The sequence below is a fragment of the Arthrobacter sp. ASL1 genome (assembly GCF_056680475.1).
In genome coordinates, this window is record NZ_CM155284.1 from 1,313,087 (window position 1) to 1,338,933 (window position 25,847).

The 25,847-nt window shown below is 69.0% G+C and carries 19 protein-coding genes, 1 tRNA gene and 2 riboswitches; of the genes, 10 read left to right on the plus strand and 10 right to left on the minus strand.

The window, feature by feature from the left end; genetic code table 11:
- The first annotated feature begins 93 nt into the window (after positions 1 to 93).
- The 3 genes from AC1MEQ_RS06205 to AC1MEQ_RS06215 all read left to right on the plus strand — a co-directional run bounded on the left by AC1MEQ_RS06205 (position 94) and on the right by AC1MEQ_RS06215 (position 3,562).
- Positions 94 to 1,623 (plus strand): sodium:solute symporter family protein, encoded by a 1,530-nt coding sequence (locus AC1MEQ_RS06205; protein ID WP_479794944.1) that lies wholly within the window; start codon positions 94 to 96, stop codon positions 1,621 to 1,623.
- Positions 1,624 to 1,781: 158 nt separating this feature from the next.
- Positions 1,782 to 1,892, plus strand: a riboswitch (SAM riboswitch).
- A gap of 11 nt (positions 1,893 to 1,903) precedes the next feature.
- Positions 1,904 to 2,188 carry a hypothetical protein gene (locus AC1MEQ_RS06210; protein ID WP_479794945.1) on the plus strand — a complete coding sequence of 95 codons (285 nt, stop codon included), beginning with the start codon at positions 1,904 to 1,906 and terminating at the stop codon, positions 2,186 to 2,188.
- Positions 2,189 to 2,422: 234 nt separating this feature from the next.
- Entirely contained in the window at positions 2,423 to 3,562 is a 1,140-nt protein-coding gene (locus AC1MEQ_RS06215) for a VIT1/CCC1 transporter family protein (protein ID WP_479794946.1), read from the plus strand.
- A 24-nt stretch (positions 3,563 to 3,586) separates the two neighbouring features.
- Here the strand turns inward: AC1MEQ_RS06215 and AC1MEQ_RS06220 are convergent, their stop codons facing one another.
- Positions 3,587 to 4,930, minus strand: a complete 1,344-nt coding sequence (locus AC1MEQ_RS06220) for an SRPBCC family protein (RefSeq protein ID WP_479794947.1) — start codon at positions 4,928 to 4,930, stop codon at positions 3,587 to 3,589.
- A gap of 88 nt (positions 4,931 to 5,018) precedes the next feature.
- Entirely contained in the window at positions 5,019 to 6,194 is a 1,176-nt protein-coding gene (locus AC1MEQ_RS06225) for an LOG family protein (protein ID WP_479794948.1), read from the minus strand.
- A 78-nt stretch (positions 6,195 to 6,272) separates the two neighbouring features.
- Between AC1MEQ_RS06225 and AC1MEQ_RS06230 the strand changes: the two genes are divergently transcribed.
- Complete coding sequence (locus AC1MEQ_RS06230; RefSeq protein WP_479794949.1) at positions 6,273 to 9,677, plus strand: DEAD/DEAH box helicase; 3,405 nt, start codon at positions 6,273 to 6,275, stop codon at positions 9,675 to 9,677.
- 159 nt (positions 9,678 to 9,836) lie between these two features.
- A riboswitch (SAM riboswitch) is annotated at positions 9,837 to 9,977 on the plus strand.
- On the plus strand, positions 9,934 to 10,335 hold the full coding sequence (locus AC1MEQ_RS06235) for a hypothetical protein (RefSeq protein ID WP_479794950.1): 402 nt from the start codon (positions 9,934 to 9,936) through the stop codon (positions 10,333 to 10,335). Its footprint overlaps the riboswitch before it by 44 nt.
- 12 nt (positions 10,336 to 10,347) lie before the next feature.
- On the opposite strand, the gene AC1MEQ_RS06240 is transcribed toward AC1MEQ_RS06235, so the two are convergent.
- The 4 genes from AC1MEQ_RS06240 to AC1MEQ_RS06255 form a co-directional block, all read right to left on the minus strand.
- Positions 10,348 to 11,391 carry an L-idonate 5-dehydrogenase gene (locus AC1MEQ_RS06240; protein WP_479794951.1) on the minus strand — a complete coding sequence of 348 codons (1,044 nt, stop codon included), beginning with the start codon at positions 11,389 to 11,391 and terminating at the stop codon, positions 10,348 to 10,350.
- Between the two features lie 31 nt (positions 11,392 to 11,422).
- Positions 11,423 to 12,829, minus strand: a complete 1,407-nt coding sequence (locus tag AC1MEQ_RS06245) for an Nramp family divalent metal transporter (protein WP_479794953.1) — start codon at positions 12,827 to 12,829, stop codon at positions 11,423 to 11,425.
- 152 nt (positions 12,830 to 12,981) lie between these two features.
- Positions 12,982 to 14,046 carry a zinc-binding dehydrogenase gene (locus AC1MEQ_RS06250; protein WP_479794955.1) on the minus strand — a complete coding sequence of 355 codons (1,065 nt, stop codon included), beginning with the start codon at positions 14,044 to 14,046 and terminating at the stop codon, positions 12,982 to 12,984.
- Between the two features lie 47 nt (positions 14,047 to 14,093).
- On the minus strand, positions 14,094 to 14,753 hold the full coding sequence (locus AC1MEQ_RS06255; RefSeq protein ID WP_479794957.1) for a TetR/AcrR family transcriptional regulator C-terminal domain-containing protein: 660 nt from the start codon (positions 14,751 to 14,753) through the stop codon (positions 14,094 to 14,096).
- A 171-nt stretch (positions 14,754 to 14,924) separates the two neighbouring features.
- On the opposite strand from AC1MEQ_RS06255, the gene AC1MEQ_RS06260 reads away from it, so the two are divergent.
- Genes AC1MEQ_RS06260 through AC1MEQ_RS06270 form a run of 3 tightly spaced genes read left to right on the plus strand, consistent with a single transcriptional unit; the run spans position 14,925 to position 18,434 of the window.
- Positions 14,925 to 15,869 (plus strand): nitrilase-related carbon-nitrogen hydrolase, encoded by a 945-nt coding sequence (locus tag AC1MEQ_RS06260; RefSeq protein WP_479794959.1) that lies wholly within the window; start codon positions 14,925 to 14,927, stop codon positions 15,867 to 15,869.
- A 1-nt stretch (position 15,870) separates the two neighbouring features.
- Positions 15,871 to 16,902, plus strand: coding sequence for an agmatine deiminase family protein (locus tag AC1MEQ_RS06265; protein ID WP_479794961.1), 1,032 nt, complete (start codon positions 15,871 to 15,873; stop codon positions 16,900 to 16,902).
- Positions 16,899 to 18,434 carry an APC family permease gene (locus tag AC1MEQ_RS06270; protein ID WP_479794963.1) on the plus strand — a complete coding sequence of 512 codons (1,536 nt, stop codon included), beginning with the start codon at positions 16,899 to 16,901 and terminating at the stop codon, positions 18,432 to 18,434. Before AC1MEQ_RS06265 ends, AC1MEQ_RS06270 begins: the two co-directional genes overlap by 4 nt.
- Before the next feature lie 91 nt (positions 18,435 to 18,525).
- On the opposite strand, the gene sucD is transcribed toward AC1MEQ_RS06270, so the two are convergent.
- The 3 genes from sucD to pcrA all read right to left on the minus strand — a co-directional run bounded on the left by sucD (position 18,526) and on the right by pcrA (position 23,324).
- On the minus strand, positions 18,526 to 19,446 hold the full coding sequence (gene sucD / locus AC1MEQ_RS06275) for a succinate--CoA ligase subunit alpha (RefSeq protein ID WP_479794965.1): 921 nt from the start codon (positions 19,444 to 19,446) through the stop codon (positions 18,526 to 18,528).
- Positions 19,447 to 19,465: 19 nt separating this feature from the next.
- Positions 19,466 to 20,632 carry an ADP-forming succinate--CoA ligase subunit beta gene (gene sucC, locus AC1MEQ_RS06280; protein WP_479794967.1) on the minus strand — a complete coding sequence of 389 codons (1,167 nt, stop codon included), beginning with the start codon at positions 20,630 to 20,632 and terminating at the stop codon, positions 19,466 to 19,468.
- A gap of 277 nt (positions 20,633 to 20,909) precedes the next feature.
- On the minus strand, positions 20,910 to 23,324 hold the full coding sequence (gene pcrA, locus AC1MEQ_RS06285) for a DNA helicase PcrA (protein ID WP_479794969.1): 2,415 nt from the start codon (positions 23,322 to 23,324) through the stop codon (positions 20,910 to 20,912).
- A gap of 74 nt (positions 23,325 to 23,398) precedes the next feature.
- Between pcrA and AC1MEQ_RS06290 the strand changes: the two genes are divergently transcribed.
- Positions 23,399 to 24,118, plus strand: a complete 720-nt coding sequence (locus AC1MEQ_RS06290) for a hypothetical protein (RefSeq protein WP_479794971.1) — start codon at positions 23,399 to 23,401, stop codon at positions 24,116 to 24,118.
- An 80-nt stretch (positions 24,119 to 24,198) separates the two neighbouring features.
- Positions 24,199 to 24,275: transfer RNA gene (locus AC1MEQ_RS06295), tRNA-Arg, on the plus strand.
- Positions 24,276 to 24,593: 318 nt separating this feature from the next.
- Here AC1MEQ_RS06295 and AC1MEQ_RS06300 read toward each other — a convergent pair.
- On the minus strand, positions 24,594 to 25,823 hold the full coding sequence (locus tag AC1MEQ_RS06300; RefSeq protein WP_479794973.1) for an ROK family transcriptional regulator: 1,230 nt from the start codon (positions 25,821 to 25,823) through the stop codon (positions 24,594 to 24,596).
- Between the last annotated feature and the right edge of the window lie 24 nt (positions 25,824 to 25,847).

The window sequence follows — 25,847 nt, forward strand, 5'->3', positions numbered from 1 at the left end:
AATTGCTTTGTTAGCCAGCTCACTTTAGCCTAGTGGGCAACAGGTGTTTACTGTCAAGCATCCTTCATCATCACCACACGAAATAGGGTCACCATGGAAACCATCAACATCGCGATCGTCATCGCCTACCTGGCGGCCATGCTCGCCTTCGGCTGGTGGGGCAAGTCGCGCACCAAGAACAGCAGCGACTACCTGGTCGCCGGACGCCGCCTCGGCCCGTTCCTCTACACGGGGACCATGGCCGCCGTCGTGCTTGGCGGTGCCTCCACCGTCGGCGGCGTGGGCCTGGGTTACAAGTTCGGCATCTCCGGCGCCTGGCTGGTCATCGCCATCGGCATCGGCGTGCTGCTGCTGAGCCTGTTCTTCGCCCCGCGCCTGCAACGCCTGAAAATCTTCACGGTCTCCCAGATGCTCAGCCTGCGCTACGGCTCGAAGAACGCCACCAACGCCTCGGCCATCGTCATGCTGGCCTACACGCTGATGCTGTGCGCCACGTCGACCGGCGCCTATGCCACGATCTTCGTCGTGCTCTTCGGCTGGGATCGCTGGCTGGCCATCGCCGTCGGCGGGGTCATCGTGCTCGTCTACTCGACCATCGGCGGCATGTGGTCCATCACGCTGGCCGACCAGGTCCAGTTCGTCATCAAGACCGTCGGCGTGTTCGCCCTGATGCTCCCCTTCGCCCTGTCGGCGGCCGGCGGGTTCAACGGCATCGCCTCCGGGGTGGACGAGCGGGCCCGCGACGCGTTCTTCAGCTGGGGCGGGATCGGCGCACAGACGATCATCACGTACTTCGTCGTGTACACCCTCGGCCTGCTCATCGGCCAGGACATCTGGCAGCGCGTGTTCACCGCCAAGACGCCGACGGTCGCCCGCTGGGGCGGTTCCACCGCCGGCATCTACTGCGTCCTGTACGGCATCGCCGGTGCGGTGATCGGCATGTCGGCGCGCGTCGCCCTGCCCGGCATCGACATCGAGAACCTGGGCAAGGACGTCGTCTACGCGGAGGTGGCGATGAACCTGCTGCCCGTGGTGGTCGGCGGCATCGTGCTGGCCGCTGCCGTCGCCGCGATGATGTCCACCGCCTCGGGCGCCCTCATCGCCGCCGCCACGGTGGCCCGCAACGACGTCACCCCGTTCGTCGCCGGCTGGTTTGGCAAGAAGATCGAGGTCAACACCGGGCGCAACCCCGAACACGACGTCGCCGCGAACCGCTACTGGGTACTGGGCCTCGGCGTGGTGGCCATCGTCCTGGCCATCATCGTCAACGACGTCGTCGCCGCCCTGACCATCGCCTACGACATCCTGGTCGGCGGCCTGCTGGTGGCCATCCTCGGCGGGCTGCTGTGGAAGCGCGGCAACGGCACCGGCGCCGCCCTGTCGATGGCTGCGGGAACCATTGTCACCCTGACCACCATGATCGTGCTGGAAATCGGTTCGGAGGTGAAGTTCGGCGGCGTGTACGCCAACGAGCCGATCTACTACGGCCTGGCCTCCTCGCTGGTGGTCTACCTCGTGGTCAGCCTGCTCACCCCGGCCACCCGGCCCGAGGTCAGCCGGCACTGGGCGGACCGGATCTCCGGCCGCGTCGACGTCGAGGGGGTCCCGGCCGAGCAGCACTAGCCGCGCCGGCACCGTCGTCGTGCCCCTCGGCGGGGAAATGACGGCAAAACCCGCCTGTGACGCCAAGCGGGTTTTGCCGTGCCAGCACTGGGATGCACGGCAAGTGGCGCCTACCATAGCTTGGGTGGCGCGTCCATCCGCGTTAGGCTGGCCGAAAGCTTCATGAGACGCGGGCAACAGCTCCGACTACCCGCGCACCAACCCCAGGTTCGCGGGTGGTTCGGATGAGGAAGCGGCCCGCGCGACAACGTGTCGGGTAAGAACGCACGAAAGGAAATCCGTGACGCACAGCGTCTCCGTTCTTCCCATATTCGATTCAATGCTCGGCACCGTCTGCCTCAACGTCGACGGCAACTGGGAGCGGTTCATCGCCCCACATCCCCGGGATCTCGACCACGCCCTGGGCAATACGGCGGGCCGCCCACATTGGGAGGCCGACTCCTGCGCACTGACAGTGCGCGTGCCCCGCGCCGGCCGTTCCGACGGCGAAGCGCAGGTCTTCTTCCTCGAGCGCCTCCCCGTCCGCGAACATCGCGACGCCGACTCCGCTATGATGGTTGGCTGAAGGGGAGTAGTTCCATACCCCGTCCGCCGAGGCCCCAGGCCCGGGCGGACGACAGAGGATCTGTCGACATACTGATCGCCGTGACGGCGGTCCGGCAATCCACCCGGTGTCCATGCCGGGCGAACGAGACCTTCGGCCCGCTGGTGGCGGTCCGAGGTCCTGCGCATCCCCGCAAGCCTTCGACCGGCGCCCCCGCCCCTGGGCGGGACCAACGAACCGATTGAAGGACGCCCGATGACACCGGATGCCCCCACGCCCGACGCCCCCGCCGGGAACGCCGATGCCCGGCCGGACCCCACCGCCGGCGACATCCGCCGATGGCGCAAGTACCTGGCCGACGAACGCGCCGAGGGCGCGATCTACGGGGCCCTGGCGTCCCGCCGCCAAGGCGAGGAGCGAGAAATCCTGCTCGGGCTGGCCTCCGCCGAGAAACGCCATGAGGAGCACTGGGCCAACCTCCTCGGCGGGCACGCCGACAAGACCGTGCAGCCCTCTGTCCGCCGTACCATGCTGCGCTTCATGGCCAGGAACTTCGGCTCCGTCTTCGTCCTGGCCCTGGCGCAACGGGCCGAGGGCGCCTCGCCCTACGAAGACGACGACGACGCCACCGCCCGGATGGCCGCCGACGAACTCGTCCACGAGGAAGTCGTCCGCGGCCTGGCGATCCGGGGCCGCAATCGACTCTCCGGGAACTTCCGGGCCGCTGTCTTCGGGGCCAATGACGGTCTGGTCTCCAACCTGGCCCTGGTCATGGGCATCGGGGCAACCGGCGTCTCCAGCGCGCTGGTCCTCTTTTCCGGAATCGCCGGGCTGTTGGCCGGCGCCCTGTCGATGGCGGCCGGGGAGTATGTGTCGGTCCGCTCCCAGCGCGAGCTGCTCACCGCGTCGCAACCCACCCAGGTCACCCTTGTCGCGGCACCAGATCTGGATCTGCAGGCCAACGAGCTGGTGCTGGTCTACCGGGCACGTGGCATGAGCCGTGAGGCCGCCGAGCATCGGGCTGCCGAGCGCATGGGCAAGTTCAGCTGCGACTGCGATCCGTCGCTGTCGCTGAACCCCGAGGTCCCCGATGAGGTCGAGGACGAACACGAGGCGCTCGGTTCGGCCGTCGGGGCGTCCGCCTCGAGCTTCTGCTTCTTCGCCTCCGGCGCCCTGATCCCGATCCTGCCCTACATCTTCGGCATGAGCGGGCTGCCCGCGGTGGTCCTCTCGCTCGTGTTGGTGGGCATCGCGCTCCTGGCCACCGGCGGTGTCGTCGGCCTGCTCTCCGGTGCCTCACCGGCCAAGCGCGGGCTGCGCCAGCTGGCCATCGGCCTGGGCGCTGCCGGTGTCACCTACCTGCTGGGCATGCTCTTCGGCGGTTCCGTGGCCTGATCGGCCCGTGCCGCCACGACCGGCTCAGCTGGCGCGGCGCAGCCGCCGGGCCGCGGCCGGGGGCAGCCCCGTCCGCACAGGTTCCGGGGTCGGTTTCGCCGCGGAGCCCTCCGGGGCGGGCTGCGGTTCGGGGGCCGGCTTCGGTTCCGGGGCCGGCTTCGGTTTCGGAGCCGGCTTCGGTTTCGGAGCCGGCTTCGGTTTCGGAGCGACCGCCGTGGGTTTCGGTTTCGGTGCGGGCGTCGACTGCCGCCCGGCCTTGGCCGCGGCGATCGACTCACGCGAAGGCCGGCGCGGGGCCGACTTCAACGGCCCTGCCGTTCCGCCGATCGGCGGGAGCGGCTCCACGGGGGCGTGCTCCGCATGCTTGCGGACCTTGGCCGCCCGGGACGCCTTCAGCCGCGCTGCTTTCCCTACCCGCTCCCGCTCGGCTTCGGCCACCTTTTCCGCCCGTTCCCGCTCCGCTGCGGCCAGCTTCTCCGCCTTGGCACGTTCGGCGTCGGCCAACTTCTTGTTCCGCGACTTCTCGGCTTCCGCCGCCTTCTCCGCCTTGGCACGTTCGAGCTGGGCGAGATGCTCGGTCTTCTCGGCCCGCGCCCGCTCGGCTTCGGCCAACTTCTCCGCCTTGTACCGTTCCTCCTGGGCTGCCTGGTCGGCTTTCGCCACGCTCCGCGCCTCGCGCTCTTGCCGTGCCAGGGCAGCGTGTTCGGACCGCTCCACGCGGCGTGCTGCCCGGGTTTCCACCGTGTGGGCTGCCCGTTGTTCCTTGGCCGCTTTCGCTTCTACTGCGGCCAGGTCCATCTGCGCGGCCTTGTCCGCCCGCGCCTGCCTCTCGGCCTCGCGTTTCGCCATCTGGGCAGGGGTCATCGCCTTGGTCTTCTCCGTCGGCTTCGACGGGTGTGCCGGCTCCGGCGCGGCCGGTCGTGGCGTGGCGGGATCGAAGTAGTCGGCGAGCCGGTCCAGGGTGCGCTCGATGTCCACCGGCGTGCTGCGGACCACCCCGCGCACCTTCAGTGGCCAGTGCCGTTTCACCGTCGAGGCGTCCCAGATTTCGCGCACCACGGTGCCACGGGGTGCGGGAACCAGTTCGTAGCGCCAGCGGTGGCCGTGGGGATCGCGCCACGCGATGTGCCGGGCCTCCTCGAATTCCACCACGATGTTGCGCATCCGCTGCCCCTGGCCCACGCGCTGGTCCGGGCCGAATTCGGCGCCGAGGTCCAGGCGTTGGGGTTCGTCCGGGCGGGCATGCTTCTCCGGGCTGGAACCGTCGATGAGCCGATGTTTCGACGGGTCTGCCAGCAGTTCGAAGATGGCTCCGGGGGGCGCCTGAACCAGGCGCTGCCGGGTCACGACGTACGGGTTCGAGTCCATGTCGTCAGCGTACCCAGCCGACCTGCCGATCTGCTGGACGTGGCCGGGCGCTGCGCGGATCGTTATGGACGGTTCCGGCGGCTGCCGGTCAGCCGCCGGCGAGGATGGCGACCGCCTCGTCGATGTCCTCCACCAGGTGGATGGAGCCGGCCATGTCCCGCCCCTCGGCGAGGGCGCGCAGCAACGGCCAGGCCGGTAGGTCGTGGGTCCAGTGCCGTCGCCCGACCAGGATCATCGGCGTCTGTACCTGGGCGGTGCCGTAGTAGTTCTCGCAGGCGTCCTGGAAGATCTCCTGGACCGTTCCGGCGGCGCCGGGCAGCACCACCACTCCCCCGGTGCATGCGGTGAGCAGCACGTCCTCGCGGATCGAGTTGGCGAAGTACTTGGCGATGTGCGTGGCGAACACGTTGGGCGGTTCGTGCCCGTAGAACCAGGTCGGGATCCCCACGCTCGGCGTGCCGTGCGGATGCCGCTCCAACACGGCGAACGCGGCACGCGCCCAGCCGGAGACCGAGGGGCGGAACGACGGCGCCACCTCCAGGGTGGCCACGGCATCCCGGATCGCCGGCTCGTCTTCCCCCGACAGGTAGGCGCCGAGGTTCGCCGCCTCCATCGCCCCGGGACCGCCGCCGGTGGCGACGGTAAACCCCGCACGCGCCAGCCCGGCGCCCAGGCGCATCGCCGCGGCGTAGTCCGCGGACCCGCGTTCTGCTGCGTGGCCGCCCATCACCCCGACCACACCGCGGGTCCCGATCCCCTTCCCGGGGGCACCGTCGTCGTGCCCGGGTCCGCGAACCGGGGCCAGCAGCTGCCCCAGTGCCGCACCGATCGCGTGGTCGTGCAACGTGGTGGCCAGCGCCACGTCGAGGGTGCCGCGCTCCGTCGCGCGCAGCCGGGTCCAGGCGTAGATGCGGGCATCGGCGGTCTGTTCGTAGGGGGCGGTGCCCAGCCCGGCATAGAGTTCGGACGCCGTGTAGAGGCCGCCGCGGTAGGGGTCGAACGGCAGGCCGGGCAGCTCGGGGAAGATCAGGGCGCCCCGGCGGCGCAGGCCCTCGATGGACCCGGCCGGCAATTCGCAGCCCAGGAACACCGCACCGGCGACCTCGGACGCGTCCAGGGTGCGCCGGCGGGTGCGCAGGTCCACCGATTGCAGGTGCCAGCCGGCCATCGACGCTGCCCCGTCGGCGGTGCGGGCGTCGAACTGCGCCAGCGTGTCGATCTCCAGTTCGTGCGGTGGGGTCTGCATGGACGGTGTCGACTTCATGTCGATTACCCTACGGCGCACCGGGGGAACCGGCATCCCGGTTCGTCGGCGGGGCCCGGATCATGAAACGATGGGAGGATGGCCGAATCCGCATACCCGCTCGTCGATGCCCGCGAAATCCTGCGCGTGGTCGGCGGTGCCGCGTTCACCCGCGGGAAGGCCTATGCCAACGCCGAGCACGTCCTGGACCTGGACTTCCGCACCGGCGATTCGACGCTGTCCGCCCGGGTGGCCGGCACCGAACCCGAGCCCTATGAGACCACCGTGGTGCTGCGCGATGCCCAGGGGGCGTGGATCGTGGGCGAGACGTGGTGCAGCTGCCCGGTGGGCGCCGCCTGCAAGCATGCCGCCGCGGTGCTGATCTATTCCAACACCCTGCACCTGCGGGCCCAGCGGGTGTTCTTCGAGAACACCAGCGCCCCGGCGAAGGTCCCCGCCTGGCAGGACACGCTGAATTCGCTCATCAACGCCGGGAACCGTGCGGCCACCACCGGGTCCGGGCACCGCGGACACGGCGGGCCGGACCGCCAGCACGTGCAGCCCATGGCCCTGCAATTCGAGCTCCAGGACACCACGCAGGTCGCCCACCGGCAGTGGGCCCCCGGCTCCGGGGTCGGCCACCAACGCACCTCCAGCCACCGCTGGCGCCTGGGCGTGCGCCCCATGGTCCGCTCCGGCAAAGGCCGCTGGATCCGCGGGAACCTGCGCTGGAACACCATCAGCTTCAAGACCTACGGGCTGAACCTGGACGAGGAGCAGCACCGCTGGTTCTGCCAGTTCGTCCCCCTCTACCGCGCCAACGGGCAGCTCTACTTCGGCGAGGACAACGACTGGCTCTACCTCGACGAGTTCTCCTCCCCGCTGCTGTGGTCGCTGCTGCGCGAAACCGACTCCCTGGGCATCCGGCTCATCGGCCCGCACGCCGACACCGAGATCCGGGTCGCCGACGCCGCCTCCGTCGGGCTCTCCGCCGGACGCAATGCGGACGACGGCGGGGCGCTGGGGCTGGTGCCCACGCTCACCCTGGAGGGCGGGGACCTGGCGCTGGGCCCGGACACCCCGGTCGGGGCGATCGGCACCCATGGCGTCTACGCGGCCCGGGCCGACGGCGGTCTGGTCGTCCTGGCCCCCACCGCCCAGCGGCTCAGCGCCGCCGAGGTGGCCCTGCTGCACCGGCCGGACCCCGTGATCGTCCCCGCCGACGACGTCGAGGACTTCCTGACCAGCGTCTACCCGCGGTTGGGCCGCCGCCTGGCCGTGAGCGCCCTGGACGACTCGGTGGAGCTGCCGGCGATCCTGCCGCCGAAACTCGTCCTCTCCGTGGACTACCCGGGCGGCGACGCCGTCGAGTTGTCCTGGGACTTCGACTACGGGCACGGCCCCGTCGACGCCGACCTGCGCGACACCGAGGCCGAATCCTCCCTCGAAGAGGCCGCGCTGACCGCCCTGGCCGACTCCACCGCCCTGGCCGGCCGCGCCCTGGTCCCACGCACCCTGCACGGGCTGGACACCGTGGACTTCGTGCGGCGCTCGCTGCCCCTCCTGGCCGGGGTCGAGGGGATCGACATCCGCACCACCGGCACCCCGCCCGAATACCGGGAACTGACCGAGTCCCCCGAATTGACGGTCACGACCGTCGAATCGGAGAAGCGAGACTGGTTCGACCTGGGCCTGGTCATCGCGATCGGCGAGCGCCGGATCCCGTTCGCCGACGTGCTGCGCGCCCTCTCCCGCGGGCAGAACCGCATGCTGATGCCGGACAAGACCTACTTCTCGCTCGAACACGAACTCTTCGACAAGCTGCGCGAACTCGTCGCCGAGGCCGGGGCGCTCAGCGACCGGAAGTCCGAGCTGCAGATCACCCGCTACCAGGCGTCATTGTGGGAGGAACTCGAGGAACTGGCCACGGTCACCGAGGGCCCGGATTCCTGGTACGCCGGGGTCAACTCGCTGCTCAACGTCGCCGACGCCGATCCTCCCGCCCTGCCGACCGGGCTGAAGGCCACGTTCCGTCCCTACCAGCGCGAGGGCTTCGAATGGCTGGCCATGCTCTGGCACAACGAGCTCGGCGGCGTCCTGGCCGACGACATGGGCCTGGGCAAGACCGTGCAGACCCTGGCATTGATCCTGCACGCCAAGGAGCAGTGGGCCGCGGCGGTCCCCGAGGGCGCCGACCCGGCCCGCACCCAACGTGGGCTCGACCGCGCGGCCGGCGCCCCGGCGTCGTCCTCCACTGCCGTCCCGGGCCCGTTCCTGGTCGTCGCCCCCACCTCGGTCATCGGCAACTGGGCCGACGAGGCGGCCCGTTTCGCGCCGGACCTGAAGGTCGAGGCCATCGCCGATACGCAGGGCCGTGCCTCCCGCCCCCTGTCCGCCATCGCCGCGGAAAACGACATCGTGGTCACCTCCTACACGCTCTTCCGGCTCGACGCCGAGGCCTACCAATCCCAGACGTGGGCCGGGCTGATCCTCGACGAGGCGCAGTTCGTGAAGAACAAGGCCACCAAGGCCCACCATGCGGCCCGGGACCTGAACGCCGCGTTCAAGCTGGCCATCACCGGCACCCCGATGGAGAACAACCTCATGGAGTTGTGGTCGATCTTCGCGATCGTCTCCCCCGGGTTGTTCCCTTCCGCGCTGCGCTACGCGGAGAACTACCAGCGCCCGATCGAGAAGCAGGGCCTGGACGAGCCGCTGGCCCGGCTGCGCAAGCGCATCCGCCCGTTCATGCTCCGGCGCACCAAGGACGCGGTCGTCACCGACCTGCCGCCGAAGCAGGAGCAGGTCCTGAACATCGAGCTGACCCCGCGGCACCGCAAGATCTACGACACGCATCTGCAGCGCGAGCGCCAGAAGATCCTGCGCCTGGTCGATGACATGGACAAGAACCGGTTCACCATCTTCCAGTCGCTGACCCTGCTGCGCATGCTCTCCCTGGATGCCTCGCTGGTCGATCCGGAGTACGACGGCGTCGCCTCGGCCAAGCTCGATGTGCTCTTCGAGCAACTCGCCGATGTCCTCGCCGAGGGCCACCGGGCGCTGGTGTTCAGCCAGTTCACCTCGTTCCTGAAGAAGGCCGCAGCACGGCTGGAGGCCGAGGGCGTGGAATATGCGTACCTGGACGGCTCCACCCGGCGGCGCTCCGAGGTCATCGACTCGTTCAAGTCGGGCAAGGCACCGGTGTTCCTGATCTCGTTGAAGGCCGGCGGGTTCGGGCTGAACCTCACCGAGGCGGACTACTGCTTCCTGCTGGACCCGTGGTGGAACCCGGCGGCCGAATCCCAGGCCGTCGACCGGGTCCACCGCATCGGGCAGACCCGTAACGTCATGGTCTACCGGATGGTCGCCAAGGACACGATCGAGGAGAAGGTCGTGGCCCTGCAGGACGCAAAGCGCCAGCTGATCTCCTCGGTCATGGATGCCGGGGAGGGCTTCGGCTCGGCGATGACGGCCGACGACATCCGCAACCTGCTGATCGAGTAGCCGCCCGGTCCCGCGTCACGTGCGGGCCGGCTCTGGCCCGGCGCCCAACTCCTGCCCGGGCCCATCTCCGGGTCGTTCAGGTTTCGCCAGATGGCGCCACATGAACGACCCCGGGGCCCTCCTTCAAACTGTCGGCACACCCCGCTAGGCTGGAACCAGCTTCACGAGTCATGGTGGAAAGCTCCGACTGGCCATGCACCAACCCCACTGCGGGCGACGCACGCGGCGCCCACGGATTGTTCGGCGGGTGGTTCGGATGACGAAGCGGCCCCCGGTAGCCGCCAGGGGCAAGGACGATCCGAAAGGCACGGCCATGCAGGCATTGCTGCAGCACACCACCGAGAACCCCCACCCATCCCCCGGAACCCCCCGCTTCAGCGGGGATTGGGTGGACGCTGTCGTCGTCCTGGGCCAAGGAACCATCCGCGTGGACACCGGCGACCAGGGGCATATCCTCATCCCCGGGGATTTCGAGACCCTGCGCGGGGCGCTGGACGTTTCGGGCCCGGTCGGCAACCGTACGGGGCCATGGCCCGGGGCCGGCCGCCCGGGGGTGCAGTACAACGCCGCATTGGGCATGCTGCTGGTCCCCGGCGGACACGGCCGTGTTGGACGGTCGTTTTTCCCCGTCCGCCCCGCTGGTGCATCCAGCACGTAGCCGGGCGTCGGGTCAGCCGAGCCGGATCATGACCTTCGACGATCCGGTGCCGCGGTCCGCGGCGATTTCGAAACCGCGGACCGCCTCCTCGATGGGGACCTCGTGCGTCATCAGCGGGCTCACGTCGACACCGCCGGCCATCAGGGCCAGTGCGTCGCTGATCTCGTCCACGAATCGATAGGAGCCGCGGTAGTCGATTTCCCGGGTGACGATGTTCCCCAACACGGCGGAGACCTCACCTCCGGGGAGGTTCCCCACCTGGACCAGCACCCCGCCACGGCGGACCGCGGAGATGACGCCGCCCAGCGCCCGGGGGGACCCGGAGGCCTCGATCGCGACGTCGACGTCGGTGGGCAGCACGCCTCCGGTTCCGGGGTTCACCACCTCGTCGGCTCCCATCCGGGAGGCGATGTCCAGGGCCGCATCGGACAAGTCCGCGGCGATGACGTGCTGCGCGCCGGCGGCGTGGGCCGCGGCGACGGCCAGGGCGCCGATCGGTCCGCACCCGTTGACCAGCACCGTCCGGCCGGACACGTCGCCGGCCCGGGTCACCGCATGCAACGCCACCCCGAACGGTTCCGCCAGCGCGGCCTGCTTCAGCGGCACCCCGGTGGGGATCACGCGCAGCTGGTCGGGATGGACGGTGCGGTACCGGCTGAAGGCGCCCTGTTCGTGGGGCTGGAAGGCCGCGGAGCCGAAATACCTGACCTCCGGCCACAGGTTCAACCGCTCCCCCTCGTACACGCCGGTGGCGTCCCGGCCCACATAGGTCGCCGGATGCAGGGTGACCAACGTGCCGGCGGAGATTCCCCGGCCGGCCAGCGCCTCCTCCGACTCCGCACCGATGGCCGCTACGCGTCCGGAGACCTCATGGCCCAGGACCAGCGGCCCGCTCAAGGTGGCTGTGCCCGAGGCACCGTTCCTCCAGTAGGCGATGTCCGAGCCGCAGATCCCGCCCCAGGCGAGCTCGACCAGCACCTGGTCGGGCCCGCACATCGGATCGGGAACCTCCTCGATGCGCAGATCCCCGCACCCATGTACCACTACGGCTTTCATGCCCTCGTCCTTTCGTCGCGCGTTCGGTGGATCAGAACATGTTGGCCAGGCCCAGCACGCCGACCAGGAAGATGGCCAGCGCGGAGAGCACGAGCAGGACGGTGAAGACCTTGCCGTCCTTCACCAACGGGTCGGTCTGGCGGTGCGACAGATAGATCGTCGCCGCGGCGACGCCCATGAGGAACACCGCGTTGAGGATTCCCGCCAGGACCACCAGTGCCAGTGGCGAGGAGACGACGGTGCCGAACAGGCCCCAGATGATCGGCAGTACGACCATGATCACGCGCATCCAGCGGTCGCGCTGGACCTGGTTGTTCCAGTCGAAGGCGCCGAAGACGGCGAGCGTGTTGCCGACCTGCCGGCCCAGCGAGGGGACGTTGGCGATGATGGTCTTGAAGAGGGCCAGGCCGGCGCCGACCAGGAACACGACGGCGCCCCACTGCCCGACCTCGGTCGAGAAGATGCTGGCGATGGTGCCCATCACCTCGTCGCCCTGGGGGACGATGCCCTGTGGGTGCAGGACCGCGGCGCCGAGGATGTAGAAGGCGGCGGTGGAGACCGTGTAGATGACCCAGGAGACCCAGGCGTCGAGCTTCATCACGGAGATCCATCCGCGGGCCCGCTTCGCCCACGCCTCGGATCCGTCGTTCTTCCCCGACCAAGCGGCGTAGCCCTTTTCGACACACCAGTAGGTGTAGGCGGTGATCTCCCCGGCGCCGACGCCGGTGAGCCCGAACATGGACAGGGCAACGCCCATGGACCCGACGGCCACCTGGAAGCGCATGCCCTCGAGCATGTCGCCGGCGGACCAGGCGAATTCGGTGCCCTGGATGAGGAAGACCATGACCACGGCGAAAACGGCGATGACCATGACCAGCGCGGTGGAAAGCCCCTCGACGACGGTGTACTTGTTGGCCACGTGGATGGCGATGGCGATGGCCACCAGGATGGCGACCCACGTGCCGATCGACAGGACGGAGAACGGGTCTCCGCCGATGGGCATGAGCGCCGAGAAGGCAAAGGCCGAGGCGCTGATGACGCCCGCCTGGCTGGTGAGGAACTGGACGAACATCAGCAGTACGAGCCAGGCCATCCAGCCGCGTTTGCCCAGTCGTGGCGGGACTTCGTCGTAGCCGGTCACGGCGACCTTGCCGGTGGAGATGGACCAACGGCCCAACTCGATCTGCACCCACACCTTCAGGAAGGTGGAGGCGAGCACCAACCACAGCAGGATGAAGCCGACCTCGGCGCCCAGCGTCGTGGCGGTCAGGAGTTCACCGGAGCCGACGACGGCGGCCGAGGTGATCATGCCCGGGCCCAGGAACCTGAAGCGGCCGCGCCAGGTGGCGGGCGGTTCCTGGACGTCGCGGGCGTTCAGGGCATAGGGATCGTCCAGATCGCGGGTCTTCAGGTCCGGACTGTGGGGTTGTGCGCTCATGCAGCTCCTCTGGTGGGGCGCCGTCTGGCGGCGCCCTCAAGCTCGGGCCCCGGGCGGCGCTCAACCGCTGGACAACCCCATCGGTGCGGCTGCCGGAACCCCCCAGAGGCTACCCTTCCGGAGCCCCGAGACGACAGCGGTGGCCATAACTTTCATTGGCCGCGGGGGACGAGCATGACCTTGGTGGCCCGACGTTCGTCCATCGCCCGGTAGGCCTCTGCCGCGTCCTCGAGCGGCATGACGGCGTCGAAGACGAGTCCGGGGTCGATGGTGCCGGCGAGCACGTCCTCGAGCAGTTCGGGGATGTACTTCCGGGTGGGGGCGGCACCCCCGGCGACCGTGATGTTTTTCGAGAACAGCACCCCGATCGGGAGTTCAGCTCCCCCGGCGGGGACGCCGACGATGCCCAACGCCCCGCCGGCTCGGGTGCAGCCCAGGGCCTGGTCCATCGACTCCGCGGTGCCGACGCATTCGAGGACGGAGTCGGCCAGCACCCCGCCGAGCAGTTCGGAGACCCTCCCGGCGGCCGCCTGGCCGCGTTCGGCCACGATATCGGTGGCGCCAAACGCGCGGGCGATCGCGGCCCGGTCCTCGTGCCGCGACATGGCGATGATGCGGGTGGCACCCAGACGCCGGGCTGCCAGCACGCCGCTGAGCCCGACGGCCCCATCCCCGACGACGACGACGCTGCGCCCGGGGCCAACCTGGGCACCCAGGGCGGCGTGGTGGCCGGTGCCCATGACGTCGGAGAGCGCGAGCAGGCTCTTGAGCAGCTTCTCATCCGGGTCGGCAAGGCCGGGGACGACGACGAGGCTGCCGTCGGCGTTGGGGACGCGGACGGCTTCGCCCTGGCCGCCGTCGACGTCCAACCCGTTCTCGTCCTGGCCACCCCAGATGGCCCGGTGCCGGCACGCGACCTGGACGCCGTTGCGGCAGTCGGGGCATATTCCGCAGCTGTTGGCCCACGGGGCGATCACGAAGTCCCCGACGGCCAGCGTGGTGACCTCGGCGCCGACCTCGGTCACCGTACCCACGAATTCGTGGCCGATGGGATGCGGGGCGCTGGTTTCGCGCACCCCGCGGTAGGGCCAGAGATCGGAACCGCAAACGCAGGCGGCGGCCACGGTGACCACGGCGTCGCCGGGGTGCCGGATGACCGGTGCGGGACGGTCCTCGACGCGGATGTCATAGGCAGCGTGGATCATCGTGGCGCGCATGGGCGGTTGCTCCTGGGAACTGGGCGGGACGAGCCCGGAATGCCGGGCTACACCTCCAGCGTAGAACGATCCGCCTCCGCCCGCGCGGCCCACCCGTCGAGGATCAGATCCAACCCCTCCAGAAAGGTCCGGCGCGCCCGGTCGGGCTCGTCCAGGCCGGCGGCGAGGGCCTGCGTGAATTCGTCGCTGGCGGCCTCGTCGGCCTCCCACACCACGGCGGGCGCTGCCGCGTCGAGGGCGGAGCCGAGGATGAAGGAGTCCAGGATGGTCACGGCCCGCAGCCGGGCAGCCGGGTCGAACCCGCCGGCGGCCAGTGCACGTGCCATGGCGTCGTAGACGCGCAGCGTGGTGGGGTCGCGCACGGTGTAGGCGGTGAGCAGCGGGATCAGCCGCGGATGCCGGGCGTAGGAGTCCCGGTAGCCGATCGCGATCGTCCGCAGCGTGCCGCGCCAGCCGGGCCCCTCCCCCGTTGCCGGGGCCCCATCGTCGTCATCCATGCCCGGGACGGCGACGGCCGACATCGCCACCTGGCGCATCAGTTCGACGATGTCGGCCTTGGATCCGATGTGGTTGTAGAGCGAGGACGGGCTGACACCCAGGACGGCGGCCAACCCGGGGATCGTGAACTCGCCGGCCCGGTCCACCAGGTCCAGGGCGGCGGCGGCGATGCCGGGCCGGCTGAGTTTCGGTGTCGTCGGGCGGGCCATGTCTTCTCCTCGCGTCCCGGGCCGCGGTCCGGCTCCTGGAACCGAGTATGGCAGCCCTTCCACAAGAAAACGAATGTAATTCGCTTTAGGTCTTGCGCCGGGCCGTGACCGAGGTCATACTTCTAAACGAACCCCATTCATATAACTGTCGTCACGTCGAAGGAACCGGCCATGCTGGAAATCGTCAACACCACGTCCCCGACCCCGCCCTGCCGCATCGAGGCACCCGACCGCGGCACCCGCCGCATCGCACTCGTCCAACACCGATGGCAGCCCGACACCGCAGCGCTGCGGGCCGAACTCGACGAGGGCATCGCCCGCGCCGCTGGCCACGGGGCCGCCGTCGTCTTCCTGCCCGAGCTCACCCTCTCCCGCTATCCCGCCGACACCCGGCCGGAAGGGATCCCGGTCGACGCCGCGGAGGACCTCGAATCCGGCCCCACCTTCGCCTTCGCCGCCGAGGCCGCGCGCCGCCACGGGACCGCCGTGCATGCCTCGCTCTACCAACGCGCGGACACCGGCGATGGGCTGGGCCTGAACACCGCCATTCTCGTCGGGGCCGACGGCACCCTGCAGGCCGCCACGCACAAGCTGCACATCCCGGTCACCGCCGGCTACCACGAGGACCTGTATTTCCGTCCCGGGCCGGCGTCCGACCCGTACCCGGTGTACACGCCGCCGGGCATGGACGGGCTGCGTGTGGGCCTGCCGACCTGCTGGGACGAGTGGTTCCCCGAAGTCGCCCGCAGCTACGCACTCGCCGGTGCCGACCTGCTGGCCTACCCGACGGCGATCGGCTCGGAACCGGACCACCCCGGGTTCGACACCCAGCCGCTGTGGCAGCAGACGATCATCGGCCACGCGATCGCCAACGGGCTGTTCATGGCCGCCCCGAACCGCTTCGGCAACGAGGGGTCGTTGACCTTCTACGGCTCGTCGTTCATCTGCGACCCCTACGGGCGCATCCTCGCCCAGGCGCCGCGCGACGAGTCCGCCGTCCTGGTCGCGGAGATCGACCTGGACCAGCGCCGCGACTGGCTGCAGCTCTTCCCGTTCCTGCGCACGCGCCGCCCGGACACCTACGCGGCACTGGCCGCTCCCGTGCGGGGTGCCTGAGATGGGCTGGACGATGCCGGCCGAGACCACGGCGCAGGACCGCGTCTGGATGGCCTTCCCCGCCTCCGGCTACACGCTGGGCGACACCGAGGCGGACGCCGAGGCCGCCCGGGCCTGCTGGGCCGATGTCGCCCGGGCCGTCGCCCGCTTCACCCCGGTGACCATGCTGGTCGACCCCGCCTCCCGGGCGGCGGCCCGCCGCCACCTCGGCGACGCGGTGGAGATCGTCGAGCGCGCCTTGGACGATGCCTGGATGCGCGACATCGGCCCCACCTTCGTCCACGACGGAGCGGGCAACCTGGCCGCGGTCAACTGGATCTTCAACGGGTGGGGCCAACAGGAGTGGGCCACCTGGGGGCATGACAGCCGCATCGCTGCAGCCGTCGCCGGGCTCACCGGTGTGCCGCTGATCGATTCACCCCTGGTCAACGAGGGCGGCGGATTCCACGTCGACGGCGCCGGCACTGCGTTGGCCACTGAGACCGTCCAGCTCGACCCCCAGCGCAACCCGGGGGCGACGAAGGCCGACATTGAGGCAGAATTCTCCCGCCTCCTGGGGGTCGGGAAGGTCATCTGGCTACCCCGCGGCCTGGCCCGCGACAACGGCGAGTTCGGCACCCGCGGCCACGTCGACATCGTCGCCACCTTCCCCGCTCCCGGTGTGGTGCTCTACCACGACCAGCGCGACCCCGGCCACCCTGACCACGAGCTCAGCGCCGAACTCCGTACGCTTTTCGGCACCGCGACCGATGTAGCCGGGAACCCGCTCCGCGCGATCGCCGTCCCGGCCCCGGCCACACTGCGCGACGACACCGGCTGGGTCGACTACAGCTACCTCAACCACCTGGTCACCAACGGCGGCGTGATCGCCTGCACCTTCGACGACGACCACGACGACGAGGCCCTGGCGGTGCTCGCCGACGCCTACCCGGGCCGCGAGATCATCGGCGTCGACGCCCGCGAGCTCTTCGCCCGGGGCGGCGGCATCCACTGCATCACCCAGCAACAAGCAGCGATCCGGAGACAACCATGACCACCAATACCGGAACCAACCCGGCCACGCACGGCACCACCGTTCCGGGCAGCGAAGGCACGTCCAAGGGACTGGCCGCCAGCCAGATCGGACTGGGCGCCGCCATCCTCATCGGCGTGTCAACGATCGCCCCGGCCTACGTGCTGACCTCATCGCTGGGGCCGACGGTACAGGCCATCGGCCCGTACCTGCCGGCGATCTTCATCATCGGGTTCATCCCCATGTTCCTGGTGGCCCTGGGTTACCGGGAGCTGAACACCGACACCCCGGACAGCGGGACCACCTTCACCTGGGTGTCCAAGGCCTTCGGGCCGAGGATCGGCTGGATGGGCGGCTGGGGGTTGCTGGCGGCCAACATCATCGTGCTCTCCAATCTGGCCGGGGTCGCCGTCGACTTCTTCTACCTGCTGATCTCCCAGGTCACCGGGCGTCCGGAGCTCGCCTCGCTGGCGCAGAACATCCCCGTGAACATCGCCACCTGCCTGGCATTCGTCGGCCTGGCCGTCTGGGTCTCCTGCCGAGGCCTGCACACCACGCGGACCGTGCAGTTCCTGCTGGTGGGATTCCAAGTCGTCGTCCTGGCCTGGTTCGTCATCGCCGGGATCTCTAGGGCCTCGACCCAGCCGGGACACCTGGCCTTCAGCTGGGACTGGTTCAACCCGATGCACATCAGCTCGTTCTCAGCGTTCGCTGTCGGGCTGAGCTTGTCGATCTTCGCCTTCTGGGGCTGGGACGTCTGCCTGACCATGAACGAGGAGACCAAAAACGGCGGCAAGACCTCCGGACTGGCCGCGGGCTTCACCGCAGTCGTGGTCCTGGCCATCTACCTGCTCGGATCCATCGCCGTCGTGATGTTCGCCGGCACCGGCGACACGGGGACCGGCCTGGGCAACCCGGACAACGCCGAGAACGTCTTCGCCGCACTCGCCTCCCCGGTCATGGGGCCCTTCGCAATCCTGCTCTCGCTCTCGGTCCTCTCCAGCTGCGCGGCCTCGTTGCAGTCCACGATGATCTCCCCGGCCCGATCGCTGCTGGCGATGGGCCATCACGGGGCACTGTCGAAGCGGTTCGCCAGGATCAGCCCGCGGTCGTATTCACCGGTCTTCGCCACGGTCTTCTCCGGCGGCGTCTCGACGGCCTTCTACGCGTTGATGCGGGTCCTGTCCACGAACGTCCTCAACGACACGATCCTGGCGCTGGGCATGATGATCTGCTTCTACTACGGGCTGACGGCGGTTGCCTGCGTCTGGTACTTCCGCCACACCGCGTTCCGCACCGTCCGCAACTTCACCTTCCGCTTCCTGGCCCCGCTGCTGGGAGGAATCGCGTTGACCGCGGTGTTCCTGCAGACGGCGATCGACAGCTGGGACCCGTCCTACGGGTCGGGTTCGGAGGTCTTCGGCGTGGGGCTGGTATTCGTGGTCGGCATCGGCATCCTGGCGGTCGGGTTGCTGTTGCTCATCGGGGCGAACCGCCGGCACCCGGAATACTTCTCCGGGGCGTCCCTGCCGCAGTCCGCACCCGAGCGGTGAACACCCGGAAACTGAAAGCGGCACCCGCCTTCGTGCTGAAGGTGGGTGCCGCTTTCCGTCCGCGGTACCGGCCAGGGGCCGGCGGTGCGGTCTACAGGTTGGAGGCCTCGGCGTGCTCCGGGTAGACCTCGCGCAGCAGGTGCGCGGTCTCCGACGGGGTCTTGCCGACCTTCACTCCGGCGGCCTCGAGGGCCTCCTTCTTGGCCTGCGCGGTGCCGGAGGAACCGGAGACGATGGCGCCGGCGTGGCCCATGGTCTTGCCCTCGGGGGCGGTGAAGCCCGCGACGTAGCCGACGACCGGCTTGGTGACGTTGGCCTTGATGTACTCGGCCGCACGTTCCTCGGCGTCGCCGCCGATTTCGCCGATCATGACGATCGCCTTGGTGTCCGGGTCCGCCTCGAACGCGGCCAGCGCGTCGATGTGGGTGGTGCCGATGACCGGGTCCCCGCCGATGCCGATGGCGGTGGAGAAGCCCAGGTCACGCAATTCGTACATCATCTGGTAGGTCAGGGTGCCGGACTTGGAGACCAGTCCGACGCCGCCCTTGCCGGTGATGTTGGCCGGGGTGATGCCGACCAGCGATTCCCCGGGGGTGATGATGCCGGGGCAGTTCGGGCCGATGATGCGCGTGACCTGGTTGCCGTTGGCGTCGACCTTGGACTGGGCCAGGGCCCAGAACTCGGCGGCATCCTGCACGGGCACGCCCTCGGTGATGACCACGACGAGGCCGATGCCGGCCTCGATGGCCTCCACGACGGCGTCCTTGGTGAACTTCGGCGGGACGAAGACGATGGAGACGTCGGCGCCGGTTTCGGAGATGGCCTCGGAGACGGCACCGAAGACGGGCAGGGTCACGTCACCGTGGGTGACGGTGGTGCCGGCCTTGCGGGCGTTGACGCCACCGACGACCTGGGTACCGGCCGCGAGCATGCGGGCGGTGTGCTTGGAGCCCTCGCCGCCGGTGATGCCCTGGACGATGACCTTGGAGTCCTTGTTGATGAAGATAGACATGTTTTCTTTCCCCTGGTCCTTAGGCGTTCGCCAGTTCGGCGGCCTTGTCGGCGCCTTCGTCCATGGTGGTGGACAGCGTCACGAGCGGGTGGTTGGCGTCGGCCAGGATCTTGCGTCCCTCGTCGACGTTGTTGCCGTCGAGGCGGACGACGAGCGGCTTGGTGGCCTTCGCGCCGAGCATTTCCAGGGCCTTCACGATGCCGTTGGCGACGGCGTCACAGGCGGTGATGCCGCCGAAGACGTTCACGAACACGGACTTGACCTGCTCGTCGTTGAGGATGACGTCCAGGCCGGCGGCCATGACCTCGGCCGAGGCACCACCGCCGATGTCCAGGAAGTTGGCGGGCTTGACGTTGCCGTGCTTCTCGCCGGCGTAGGCGACGACGTCCAGCGTGGACATGACCAGTCCGGCGCCGTTGCCGATGATGCCGACCTGCCCGTCGAGCTTGACGTAGTTCAGGCCGGATTCCTTGGCCTTGGCCTCGAGCGGATCGGCAGCGCCCTTGTCCTCGAGCGCCTCGTGCTCGGGGTGGCGGACCTCGGAGGCGTTCTCGTCGAGCGAGACCTTGCCGTCCAGGGCGACGATGTCACCGGCGCCGGTGCGCACCAGCGGGTTGACCTCGACCAGGGTGGCGTCTTCCTTCACGAAGACGTCCCAGAGCTTGATGATTGCCGCGGCGACGTCGGCGCGCAGCTCGGCGGCGAAGCCGGCCTCGGCGACGATCTCGTCGGCCTTCGCCTGGTCGATGCCCACTGCGGGGTCGACGGTGACCTTGGCCAGGGCATCGGGACGCTCGACGGCGAGTTCCTCGATTTCCATGCCGCCCTCGACGGAGCACATGGCCAGGTAGTTGCGGTTGGAGCGGTCCAGCAGGACGGAGAAGTAGAACTCCTCGGCGATGTCGGCGCCCTGGGCGATCATCACCTTGTTGACGGTGTGTCCCTTGATGTCCATCCCGAGGATGTTGGTGGCGTATTCGAACGCCTCGTCGGCGGTCTTGGCGACCTTGACGCCGCCGGCCTTGCCACGGCCTCCGACCTTGACCTGGGCTTTGACCACGACAACTCCGCCGATCTTCTCGGCGGCAGCCTTGGCTTCTTCAGGGGTGTAGGCAACGATGCCGGCAAGCACGGGGACACCGTGCTGCTCGAACATATCGCGCGCCTGGTATTCATACAGGTCCACGGGTGTGTCCTTCTACGTCGAAGTCGTTTCTGACTCGGAGCACGGCTCGTGTTGGCCCGGTGGCTCCAAAGGGAACTTTAGTCCCTGGGTGGCGGATGCCCTGCCAAGGCTATCGCTTTCGTGAGCAAGAGCACAGTTCTACGACGAGTAGACATCCTGGGCCGTCATACCGGGGGTTTTCGCCTGTCGATACCTCCACCCGGGGCCGTGCGGGCAGAAACTACAGCCCCCTCGTTCGTGCCGGTCCGGCCCACGTGAGCGCCCCGGCCGGTGGCGGTCAGCCGAGTTTGGCCAGCGGCGCGTAACGCAACAGCAGGCGCTTTTCCTCGGCGGCGAACTTCACCTTCGCCACGGTCTTGTCGCCTGCCCCCTCGAGCGCCAGGACCACCCCCTCGCCGAAGCTGGTGTGCGCTACCTTGTCGCCGACCGAGAGCGCGATGACCTCCTTCTGCGGTTGGACGCGCCCGACGGCCTTGGCCGTCGGCGTGGTGCGCAGCGAACCGGATTCGGCGTCGCCGGAGCGGCGGCCACCACCGGAACCGGAGCCCCAGTAGGAGCCGCTGTCGTACCGGCTGGTGGAGAAGTCACGGGAACCGAAGGCACCTGGAGCCGAGCGCCCGACCCCTTCGCGCTTCCACTCGAGCAGCTGGGCGGGGATCTCCTCGAGGAACTGGCTGGCGGGGTTGTATTGGGACTGGCCCCACAGGCTCCGATGCTCGGCACGGGTGACATAGAGCCGCCGTCGTGCACGGGTCAGGCCCACATAGGCGAGCCGGCGTTCCTCGGCGAGCTCCTTCGGGTCCGCCATGGAGCGCTGGTGCGGGAAAATGCCGTGTTCCATGCCGGTGAGGAAGACGACCGGGAACTCCAGCCCCTTGGCGGTGTGCAGGGTCATCAGCGTGACCACGCCCTCCTGCTCGGCCATCTGCGCACCCTCCTCGTCGGTGGGGGCCGCCGGGATCGAGTCGGCGTCGGCCACCAGCGAGACCTGCTCGAGGAAGTCCCCGAGCGTCCCCTCGGGGTTGTCGCGCTCGTAGTCGCGCACCACGGCCACCAGTTCGGCCAGGTTCTCCACCCGGGACTCGTCCTGCGGGTCATCGGAGGTGCGCAGCGTTTCCAAGTAGCCGGTCTGCTCCAGCACGGCTTCCAAGGCGGCGGCGGCACCGGAACCCTGGGCGACCACGGAGAGGTCGTCGATGATCTTCACGAACCCGGCGACGGCCTTGGCGCTACGCGTGGCCAGCCCGGGGGCCTCGTCGGCGCGGCGCAGGGCCGCGGTGAAGGCGATGCGCTCCTTCTGGCCCAGTGCGGCGATGGCGTATTCGGCCCGGTCCCCGATCCCGCGCTTGGGTTCGTTCAGGATCCGGCGGACGTTGACATCGTCCTCCTCGTTGACCAGCACCCGCAGGTAGGCCAGCGCGTCCTTGATCTCCTTGCGGTCGTAGAACCGGGTGCCGCCGACGACCTTGTACTTCAGGTCCACGCGCATCAGCTGCTCCTCGAGGGAGCGCGACTGGGCATTGGTGCGGTAGAACACGGCAACATCGCCGGGCCGGATGCCCTCGTCGTCGTTCAGGCGCAGGATCTCGTCGGCGATCCAGCGGGCCTCGTCCTGTTCGGATTCGCCGACGTAGCCGATGATTTTGGCCCCGTCGCCCTCTGCGGTCCACAGCCGCTTCTCCGGCCGGTCCTCATTGCGGGAGATCACCGCATTGGCGGCGTTGAGGATGGTCTGGGTTGAGCGGTAGTTCTGCTCGAGCTTGATGGTCTCCGCGTCGGGGTAGTCCTTGCCGAACTCGACGATGTTGCGGATGTCTGCGCCGCGGAAGGCGTAGATCGACTGGTCCGAGTCGCCCACCACGGTCAGCTCCCCGCCCGGGGTCTGGCCGTCGGGTCCGGTGAGTTCGCGGACCAGGGAGTACTGGGCGTGGTTGGTGTCCTGGTACTCGTCGACCATCACGTGGCGGAAACGCCGGCGGTAGTTGTCGGCGATGGCGGGGAAGGCGCGGAAGATGTTCACGACCTGGCCGATGAGGTCATCGAAGTCCATCGCGTTGGCCTGGCGCAGTCGCTGGGTGTAGCCGCGGTAGACCTCGGCCACGGCCGCGGCGAACGGGTCGTTCATGTTGGCGGTGGCCGCGTTTTCCTCGTCGTCGACCAGCTCGTTCTTCAGTGCCGAGATCCGGTGCTGCATCGCCTTGGGAGCGAATTTCTTGGGGTCCAGGTCCAGCCCCTTGGCCACCAGCGTGATCAGCCGTAGCGAGTCGGCGGAGTCGTAGATCGAGAAGTTGGATTTCAGCCCCACGTGGGTTGCCTCGCGGCGCAGGATCTTCACGCAGGAGGAGTGGAAGGTGGAGATCCACATCTTGCGCGCCGGCTCCCCCACCAGGTCGCCGATGCGTTCGCGCATTTCGGCTGCCGCCTTGTTGGTGAAGGTGATCGCCAGGATCTCGTGGGGCCGCGCGCGCCCGGTGGCCAGCAGGTAGGCGATCCGATGCGAGAGCACCCGGGTCTTGCCCGATCCGGCGCCCGCGACGATCAGCAACGGGCTGCCGGCATGCTTCACCGCTCGCTCCTGCTCGGGGTTCAGGCCCTCGAGCAGTTCGGCGGCATTCGGCAGCGAGGTGGCGCCGGCGTCGTCCGCAGTCAGGCGCGAACGCGCATCGGAAAAGTCGTCGAAGAGAAAATCCATGGTGCCTCCAGTCTACGGTCGCCGCGCATCGGGCGTTTTCAGTGGCGGTGGGGTCCGGCGGCATAATGGGCAGCATGTCCAAGAAGCCCGCGCAGCGCCGCAAGAAGCCCCGCAACCGCCCGAACACCACCACCGGGGGCGCGGGAACGACGGCGGCAGCCGGATCAGGTGGGCCGGCCCGCCGGCAACCGACGGGACCGGCACCGCGTTCGGGTAGCGCCCTGGCCAACACCACCACGGGGCGCACCCCCGAGCAGGCCCAGGGCAACGGGAACCTGATCCTGTGGGCCGGATTGGGTGCCGTGGTGCTGTTGTTCTGGTACTACCACCTGGTGGTGCTGAACCAGATGCAGGATCTCTCCGGCGGGTTGGCGATGCCCGACCAGTTGATCGGCGGCTACGACCTGTCCTACATCGAGCAGCTGCGCCCCCACATGGATGCCGACGCCCGCGGCCAGCTCTCCTACGTGCACAAGACGGCCGGGTCGTTGTTCCCCTTGTTCTTGTCCCTGGTGACGATGCTGACGATCGCCCTGCACGTGCCCCGGCGCGGGCTCAGGTGGGGCTTGTGGGCCGTTCCGCTGGCGTTCGCGATCGTGGACTTGTGGGACAACCCGCTCATCGACGGGCTGCTGACCGGCCCGGTCGATGCCGCGGCCGTGGCCACTGCCTCGGCGTTGACGGTGGCCAGCTGGATCCTGCTCTTCGCCACGGTCGCCACCGGTTTGGCGGTCGCCATCGCGGCGTTCATCCGTACGTTCCGCAAGAAATGGAGCGACGCGGGCCTGTCCTGAGGCGCGCCATGTTTTCGGCGTGGCCTGCAACTACCGCTAGGATGGTTGCTGTTCGCCCGGGTGCAGCATCCGGGCCTGCGGCCCCTGTAGCTCAGTCGGATAGAGCGACTCTCTCCTAAAGAGTAGGCCATCGGTTCGATTCCGGTCAGGGGCACCACATGGCGGGTTCGGCGCCCGCCGCGCGGACGTGCCCGCGGATCCCGTCGACCGGTGCCGGCATAAAAAAGTGGTGCCGACCGGCGTCCTGATGATGGCTCCCTTGATGCATCACCACGACGCCCGTCGGCACCCGTGCCAGCACTGCTCCCCGTGGTCGCCAACCTGCCGTTCCCCCACCAGGCACGGAAGCCGTTGAGACTCGCGTTGCCGTGTCGGTGGGCAGTTTGGTTACCGCAGCACTAACCATCATATCTAATTCCACTGGAAATAGATTGTCAATCCGAGACGTCATCCCGGGTCGTGACGGCGGGGATCCTCAGTCCAGCAGCAGGACGCTCGGCTTCGGTGACAGGCTCGCGTCCAGCACGGCGCAGCCGCCGCCGATGGCGGCGACCTCCGGACCGAGGACGGAGTTGACGATCCGGACCCCGTGCACGTCCTTGGCACTGAAGCGCTCGTTGACGACCTCGTCGACCGTCTCCAGCACGTGCTCCCGGATCAGCTCCCAATACGGTCCGCCGTAGACCACCCGGTCGACGTCCAGAACGTTGACCAGCTGGCCAATCATGTCGGCCACCCGACGGGCAAAGGTGCGCAACAGGTCGACGGCCACGGCGTTCCCGCCGTCGGCCAGCTCCACCAGGCGTCCCATGCCGGCGGCCCGCTCGGAGACGCCGGCGTTCTCGGCGATGCCCAGGTCCAGGCCGGCCTCGGTGGCCTTGCGGGCAATCGTCTCGAACGAGGTGGCGCCCGCCAGGCAGTCGTTGCGCCCGCAGGAGCACATCGTGGTCTCCTCGCCGACCGAATAGTGGCCGATCTCCCCGGCGTTGTTGCTCACGCCGCGGACGATCTCCCCGTTGACGACCATGCCGACGCCGATCCCGGCCCCGACGTAGGCGAACACGAAGTTCTGCTCGTCCTCGTGGTCCGTCCCGTGCCAGACCTCTGCGATGGTGGCGGCGATGGTGTCCTTCTCGAGGATGACGTTCAGGTTCAGCTTGCTGGCCAGGGGCTTGACGATCTCCACCTTGGACCATCCATCCAGCAGCGGCGGGCCGGTGACATGTCCGCCGTCCGCGTCCATCGGGCCGGGGACGACCACCCCGACGCCCACGATGTTCGACCGCAGCTGCCCGGAGGTGCCGATGAGTTCCTCGACGGCCTCGGCCATCCGTTCCACAGTCCCTTCCGGGTCCTCGACCGACGGTGCGGGGTACCGCTTCGAGGCGACGACCTCGCCGCGCAGATCGAGCATCACCAGGGTGATGAGGGCCGGATCCAGGTGGATGCCGATGGCGAGTTGCCGGTTGGCTTCCAGTTCCAGCACGGTGCGCGGTTTCCCGGGCCCGGAAACGATGGTGCGGTCCTCACGGACCAGTGCCTGGTCGAGCAGCCGGCGCACGACGTTGGAGATCGTCTGGGGTGATAGGCCGGTGGATTCGGCCAATTCGACGCGGCTGACGCCGTCGATGGCCCGCCTGATCGATGCGAAGATCACTGCCTGGTTGAAGTCGCCTAGCCGCCCAAGGTTGGTGCCGCGCTGCATGTATGCTCCAGATCGTTTGTGGCC

Excerpts from the sequence above, each read along its gene's own strand:
- AC1MEQ_RS06205 (WP_479794944.1), top strand. The coding sequence starts at position 94 with ATGGAAACCATCAACATCGCGATCGTCATCGCCTACCTGGCGGCCATG.
- AC1MEQ_RS06215 (WP_479794946.1), top strand. The coding sequence starts at position 2,423 with ATGACACCGGATGCCCCCACGCCCGACGCCCCCGCCGGGAACGCCGAT.
- AC1MEQ_RS06220 (WP_479794947.1), bottom strand. The coding sequence starts at position 4,930 with ATGGACTCGAACCCGTACGTCGTGACCCGGCAGCGCCTGGTTCAGGCG.
- AC1MEQ_RS06225 (WP_479794948.1), bottom strand. The coding sequence starts at position 6,194 with ATGAAGTCGACACCGTCCATGCAGACCCCACCGCACGAACTGGAGATC.
- AC1MEQ_RS06230 (WP_479794949.1), top strand. The coding sequence starts at position 6,273 with ATGGCCGAATCCGCATACCCGCTCGTCGATGCCCGCGAAATCCTGCGC.
- AC1MEQ_RS06235 (WP_479794950.1), top strand. The coding sequence starts at position 9,934 with ATGACGAAGCGGCCCCCGGTAGCCGCCAGGGGCAAGGACGATCCGAAA.
- AC1MEQ_RS06240 (WP_479794951.1), bottom strand. The coding sequence starts at position 11,391 with ATGAAAGCCGTAGTGGTACATGGGTGCGGGGATCTGCGCATCGAGGAG.
- AC1MEQ_RS06245 (WP_479794953.1), bottom strand. The coding sequence starts at position 12,829 with ATGAGCGCACAACCCCACAGTCCGGACCTGAAGACCCGCGATCTGGAC.
- AC1MEQ_RS06250 (WP_479794955.1), bottom strand. The coding sequence starts at position 14,046 with ATGCGCGCCACGATGATCCACGCTGCCTATGACATCCGCGTCGAGGAC.
- AC1MEQ_RS06255 (WP_479794957.1), bottom strand. The coding sequence starts at position 14,753 with ATGGCCCGCCCGACGACACCGAAACTCAGCCGGCCCGGCATCGCCGCC.
- AC1MEQ_RS06260 (WP_479794959.1), top strand. The coding sequence starts at position 14,925 with ATGCTGGAAATCGTCAACACCACGTCCCCGACCCCGCCCTGCCGCATC.
- AC1MEQ_RS06265 (WP_479794961.1), top strand. The coding sequence starts at position 15,871 with ATGGGCTGGACGATGCCGGCCGAGACCACGGCGCAGGACCGCGTCTGG.
- AC1MEQ_RS06270 (WP_479794963.1), top strand. The coding sequence starts at position 16,899 with ATGACCACCAATACCGGAACCAACCCGGCCACGCACGGCACCACCGTT.
- sucD (WP_479794965.1), bottom strand. The coding sequence starts at position 19,446 with ATGTCTATCTTCATCAACAAGGACTCCAAGGTCATCGTCCAGGGCATC.
- pcrA (WP_479794969.1), bottom strand. The coding sequence starts at position 23,324 with ATGGATTTTCTCTTCGACGACTTTTCCGATGCGCGTTCGCGCCTGACT.
- AC1MEQ_RS06290 (WP_479794971.1), top strand. The coding sequence starts at position 23,399 with ATGTCCAAGAAGCCCGCGCAGCGCCGCAAGAAGCCCCGCAACCGCCCG.
- AC1MEQ_RS06300 (WP_479794973.1), bottom strand. The coding sequence starts at position 25,823 with ATGCAGCGCGGCACCAACCTTGGGCGGCTAGGCGACTTCAACCAGGCA.